Annotated in this window: 7 protein-coding genes; 1 reads left to right on the top strand and 6 read right to left on the bottom strand. The window is 58.5% G+C overall.

Annotated elements, in window-relative coordinates; translation table 11 throughout:
* The first annotated feature begins 249 nt into the window (after positions 1 to 249).
* A complete protein-coding gene (locus BIS10_RS17225) occupies positions 250 to 1275 on the top strand; it encodes an aspartate carbamoyltransferase (protein ID WP_044628642.1) in 1026 nt (341 codons plus the stop codon).
* Positions 1276 to 1287: 12 nt separating this feature from the next.
* Here the strand turns inward: BIS10_RS17225 and ruvX are convergent, their stop codons facing one another.
* The 6 genes from ruvX to BIS10_RS17195 all read right to left on the bottom strand — a co-directional run.
* Positions 1288 to 1743, bottom strand: coding sequence for a Holliday junction resolvase RuvX (gene ruvX, locus BIS10_RS17220; protein WP_253507140.1), 456 nt, complete (start codon positions 1741 to 1743; stop codon positions 1288 to 1290).
* Between the two features lie 28 nt (positions 1744 to 1771).
* Positions 1772 to 2329 (bottom strand): YqgE/AlgH family protein, encoded by a 558-nt coding sequence (locus BIS10_RS17215; RefSeq protein WP_253507138.1) that lies wholly within the window; start codon positions 2327 to 2329, stop codon positions 1772 to 1774.
* Positions 2330 to 2396: 67 nt separating this feature from the next.
* Positions 2397 to 3353 (bottom strand): glutathione synthase, encoded by a 957-nt coding sequence (gene gshB / locus BIS10_RS17210; protein ID WP_253507136.1) that lies wholly within the window; start codon positions 3351 to 3353, stop codon positions 2397 to 2399.
* A gap of 69 nt (positions 3354 to 3422) precedes the next feature.
* On the bottom strand, positions 3423 to 4127 hold the full coding sequence (locus BIS10_RS17205; protein WP_253507133.1) for a S1 RNA-binding domain-containing protein: 705 nt from the start codon (positions 4125 to 4127) through the stop codon (positions 3423 to 3425).
* A gap of 138 nt (positions 4128 to 4265) precedes the next feature.
* Positions 4266 to 5033 (bottom strand): 16S rRNA (uracil(1498)-N(3))-methyltransferase, encoded by a 768-nt coding sequence (locus BIS10_RS17200; RefSeq protein WP_253507130.1) that lies wholly within the window; start codon positions 5031 to 5033, stop codon positions 4266 to 4268.
* A 3-nt stretch (positions 5034 to 5036) separates the two neighbouring features.
* Positions 5037 to 5214 (bottom strand): protein-export chaperone SecB (locus BIS10_RS17195; RefSeq protein ID WP_253507143.1); only part of this gene is annotated, 178 nt, incomplete at its 5' end.

Genomic DNA, 5214 nt, shown 5'->3' with positions numbered 1-5214 from the left:
CCAGAGGTTTTTCAACCTCTTTCACCGCTGGTAACGCTGGGCGTCCCCGGCAGCGGATGCGTACTTTACGGATTCGCGGCCGGGTTGGCAAGAGCTAATTATCAAATAGTCGAAAAAAGTCTCTGCCTCCTTATCTGCCCTCTTCTATAGAGCAATGGAAACCGCTTCGGCACATCTAGTTTGGCGGTTACACTTAGCACTCTATATAGCTGCCACCTTCACCCACGCCCACCAAAGATGAGGTCCATGATGAGCCAGCACCTATTAACTGTCGATTCATTAAGCCGCGAGAGCGTTGATCACTTGTTACGCGTGGCGGCACGCATGGAGCCGATTGCTAGCCGCCGCCAAGTCACACGGGTGTTGGAAGGTGCAGTGTTGGGCAACCTGTTTTTTGAAGCGAGCACTCGCACACGGGTGAGCTTTAATGCCGCGTTCTGCCGACTGGGGGGCAGCGTGTGCGACACCACAGGCTTTACCTTCTCTTCCATGGCCAAGGGCGAGTCGCTTTACGACACCAGCCGTGTAATGAGCGGCTACTGCGATGCGATTGTGATGCGTCACCCAGACCAAGGTTCGGTAGCCGAATTCGCCGCCGCCACCCATGTGCCCGTCATTAATGGTGGCGATGGCCCAGGCGAGCACCCAAGCCAAGCCCTGCTGGACCTTTATACGATTGATAAAGAGTTTCAGCGATTAGGCAAACGCTTAAGCGGTGCGCATATTCTGCTGACCGGTGATTTGAAATACGGCCGCACAGTGCATTCGCTGATTAAGCTGCTATCACTCTATGACCCGCTGCGTATTACGCTGGTGTCGCCACCAGGACTGGAGATGCCTTCTTACTTAATTGATCTGGTGGCTTCTCGCGGGCATCGCATTGAGCAGCGCGACTCATTGGCCAGTGACTTTGCCGATTTGGATGTGGTGTACACCACCCGCATTCAGAAAGAGCGCTTTACGGATGAAATGAACGAGAGTTTCCAGGGGCTTTCCGACGACTTTATGGTCAACCGTGATTTTCTTGACCAGCGCTGTAGCCAAAGCACGATCGTGATGCACCCGCTTCCCCGCGATAGCCGCCCAGGCGCTAATGATTTGAACGTCGATTTGAACGGCGACCCGCGGCTGGCGATTTTCCGCCAAACCGATAATGGCATTCCCATGCGGATGGCGATTTTTGCCACGCTGCTAAAAGTGGATGACCTGATTGAGAAAGACCTGCGCCCGGTCCGCTGGTTCGTGCCTTCCCAAACTGGCACCCTAGACCGTTAATACAGCAGTGGATTAGTAGGCGCTCCGCCCGCCGGGAAGGCCTTCCTGGTGGGCGAACCAACCTTCCAAAATCAGCACAGCGGCAATGCCATCCACGCTCTCTTCTCGGTAGTTGCCTCGGTGGCCCGCTGCATGGGCGATCTGCTTGGCTTCTTGAGTCGAGCCACGCTCATCGACCATCTCACAGGGTTTGCCGTAGCGGCCATGCAGGCGATTGCCGAACTTACGCGCCCGGGTACTCATGAGCGATTCGGTTCCGTCCATATTGAGCGGCAAACCGACGACGAACAGGTCTGGCTGCCACTCTTCAATAAGGCGTGTGACCACGTTCCAGTCAGGAATGCCGTCACGCGCGGGCAGCGGCGTCAGCTCCCGCGCACTGTGCAGCAGCTCGTTACCCACGGCAACGCCAATGCGCCGCGTTCCAAAATCAAACGCCAATATCAGGCGCTGCCCGTTATCCGCCATACCACTTACGCCTCATCCAGACCCACGCTTATGCATGCCCTGCGTTGCGCGTCATTAGGTTTAAATCAACCCCGAGAATACCGGCAGCGGCCGTAAGGCGCTCAGCTGGGGGCGTATCAAACAGCACGTTGCTTTGGCCCTCTACCGTTAGCCAGGCGTTCTCTTTCAGCTCGTCCTCTAACTGGCCCACTTCCCAGCCTGCGCAGCCTAAGCACACCAGAAAGTGCTCGGGGCCAGTGCCATCCGCCAGCGCTTGGAGAATATCCATGGAGGTAGTGAGCGCAATGCCATCTTCCACCTGTACACTGGAGTCCCACGCTTGGCTGTCGCCAACGTGAAGAATAAAGCCGCGATCTTTATGCATGGGGCCGCCGTAGTAGACCGGCGCGTTGCGGTGGGGGCTGTCGTCACCGCCGAGTGAGAGCTGCTCAAACAGCGCATCCAGGGTAATTTCCAGCGGGCGGTTGGCAATCACGCCCATACAGCCATTGTGGTCATGGTCACATAAATAAATCAGGCTGCCCGTGAAATTAGGGTCTTCCATGTGGGGCAGGGCCATCAAAAAGTGGTGTTTTAAGCTTTGCATGCGTCTCCTACGGCTTGCCGATGGCTCGGCAAGCCTTACGTCATTTGGCGAATAGAACGTTCACCGATTAGGCCAAGCGACGTTCGATAGCGTCTAACAGCATTCCGGAAATATCGGTGCCGCGCTGATCGTCGATCTCACGGACACAGGTGGGGCTCGTCACGTTGATTTCCGTGATGTAGTCGCCAATCACGTCCAGGCCGACAAACATCAGGCCTTTCTCGCGAATCATCGGCTGCACTTGTTGAATCAGCCAGTGGTCCCGCTCGGTCAGTTCACGGCTCACACCGCGACCGCCTGCGGCCAGATTGCCGCGGGTTTCGCCCGCCGAAGGGATTCGCGCTAGGCCAAACGGCACCGGATCACCATCGACCAAGAGAATCCGCGTATCGCCATCTTTGATTTCCGGCAGGTAGCGCTGAGCCATAATTTGGCGCTGACCACGCAGCGTCAGTTGCTCAATCACCGCACCAATATTGCGGCCATCGGGGCCGATATGAAAAATGCCCGTGCCACCCATGCCGTCGAGCGGCTTGAAGATCACATCGCCATGCTCGGCATGAAAGGCGCGTAGCACATCATCGCGGCTCGCGACGACCGTCGGCGCGCAGCACTGGGGAAACTGCTGGGCAAAGAGCTTCTCATTACACTGCAATAGCGCAGCAGTGGGGTTAACCACCAACACGCCCTCGCGCTCGGCAAAGCCCAGCAGATGCACCGCGTTAATAAACTCCGCATCCACCGGCGGGTCTTTCCGCATCAGCACCACATCCAGCTCGGCCAGCGGGCGCTGAGTCGCCTCGCCCAGGTCGTACCAGTGCTCTGGGTTACGGTGCACGGTGAGTGGACGCATCCGCGCGTAGGCTTTGCCCGCTTGTAAGAACAGGTCGTCCTGCTCCATGTAGTGCAGCGTATAGCCGCGCTCTTGAGCGGCCCACAGCATGGCTAAGGTGGTGTCTTTCTTGTACGCGATGTCGCTGATGGGATCCATCACCACACCGAGATGCAACGTTGATTGGCTCATCGAAATACAGTCCATGGAGGATCAATAGGTCATCAGTATGCCGCACTGCTTGCACGGCTCCAACTGCGGCTATTTATCCGCCGGGTCGGAGAGCGCACCGGGCACTAGGCGAATCGCATCTGGCGCCAGAGTGATTAGCTGCTGCTTGTAGAGCCGGCCAATCGCCTGCTTAAAAGCGCTCTTGCTAACCCCCAAGCGGGTTTTGATATCGTGCGCCGAGCTTTTATCACCCAGCGGCAGATAGCCGCCGCTCTCACGCAGCGCTTTCAGCACTTTATCACCCACCACATCCAGGCGGGCCGCGCCGGGCGGTAGCAGTGAGATATCCACGCGGCCATCCTCGCGGCGCTGTTTCACAAAGCCTTTCAGCGACTGCCCACGGCGCAGTGGCTGAGTAATATCGTCCTGGTAGATCAGCCCCCAGTAGCGGTGATTGACCACTACCTTCATGCCTAAGTCCGTGCGATCGGCCACCACCACATCGACTTCGTCGCCTTTCTCTAGCGCCCAGGCGTCGTCCGTTAAAAAACGGTCAAGACGCATGGTAGCGACCGGCCGCCCCTGGTCGTCGCTATACAACATCACCAGCACCCGCTTACCGGGGTCGGGGCGAAAGCGCTGCTCGCTATAGGGCAGCAGCACGTCTTTGGGCTGCCCCCAACGCAGAAAGGCTCCGGTACTGTTCACCGCCGTCACGGTTAAATAGGCCACATCGCCCAGTTGGGCAGATGCATCGCTGGCGGATCGGGGGGTGGAGTGTGACTCACGGACCATGGGTGCCGTCCTTACAAGAAGTAGATCTTCATTATGGTACCTTGCCTAGGCAAGGCAAAGCGGCGTCGAATGACGCCAGCGCTGGGTACAAAAAAACCGCTGCCGCAACAAACACGGCAGCGGTTTGATAGTAAGCGCTTACAAATCGCCGTAGTGGTGCTGCAGCAGCGTGAGCGCGACAACAGGAGCCGTTTCGGTGCGTAGCACCCGTGGCCCCAGCGTCAGTGGCGTAAAGTGGCTAGCGATAGCGGCCTGAATATCCGTATCGCTTAAGCCACCCTCTGGGCCAATCAACAGCGCGGCGGACGCGGGCCGCTCTGGCTGAGCAAAGCCGTTACCCGTCGCTAAGTGCAGCATCAAGCGCAGCGGTTCTTGGCGCTCGGCCAGCCACTCACCTAACGCCTGCGGGGGGTGAACAGGCGGCACCACCGCCCGACCGCTCTGCTCACAGGCACTGGCCGCCACGGCCTGCCAGTGCGCCAGCTTTTTCTCTTCGCGGTCGCCTTTCAAACGCACATCGCCCCGCTCGGTATACAGCGGGGTAATCGCCGCTACACCTAGCTCAACGGCTTTTTGAATGGCGTAATCCATGCGGTCGCCCTTGGAAATCGCTTGCCCAAGATGCACCGCCAGCGGCGACTCGCCGCTGCCTGACCACACCGCCTCAACAGTAACAGTGGTGTGCTTACGCCCCACCTCCGCCAGCTGAACGCCTGCTTCTTGGCCTGCGCCATCAAACAAGATCAGCGGTGCCCCTTCGCCCATGCGCAGCACGCGAGTAACGTGCTTAGCAGGGCCTTCGGGTAGCGTTAAGGTAGTGCCCGCTGAAAACTCAGCAGGCACATAGAGGCGCGGCATTTTGCCGTGCCGCGCCACCCAATCAGCCGCGTTTAGCGAATCGGACATGGCTTAGTGCGTGTTCTCAGCCGCTTGGCTTGCCTGCTGCGCTTCGCGCTGCTTGCGCTGGGCGTACATGGCTTCGAAGTTAACCGGCGCCAGCATCAGCGGCGGGAAACCGCCACGGTTGACCAGGTTATCAACGCACTCACGGGCGTACGGGAACAGCAGGTTAGGGCAGAACGCACCC

This window comes from Halomonas sp. 707B3 (assembly GCF_024158645.1).
GTDB lineage: Bacteria > Pseudomonadota > Gammaproteobacteria > Pseudomonadales > Halomonadaceae > Vreelandella > Vreelandella lionensis.
This window is presented reverse-complemented; position numbering and strand designations above follow the sequence as displayed.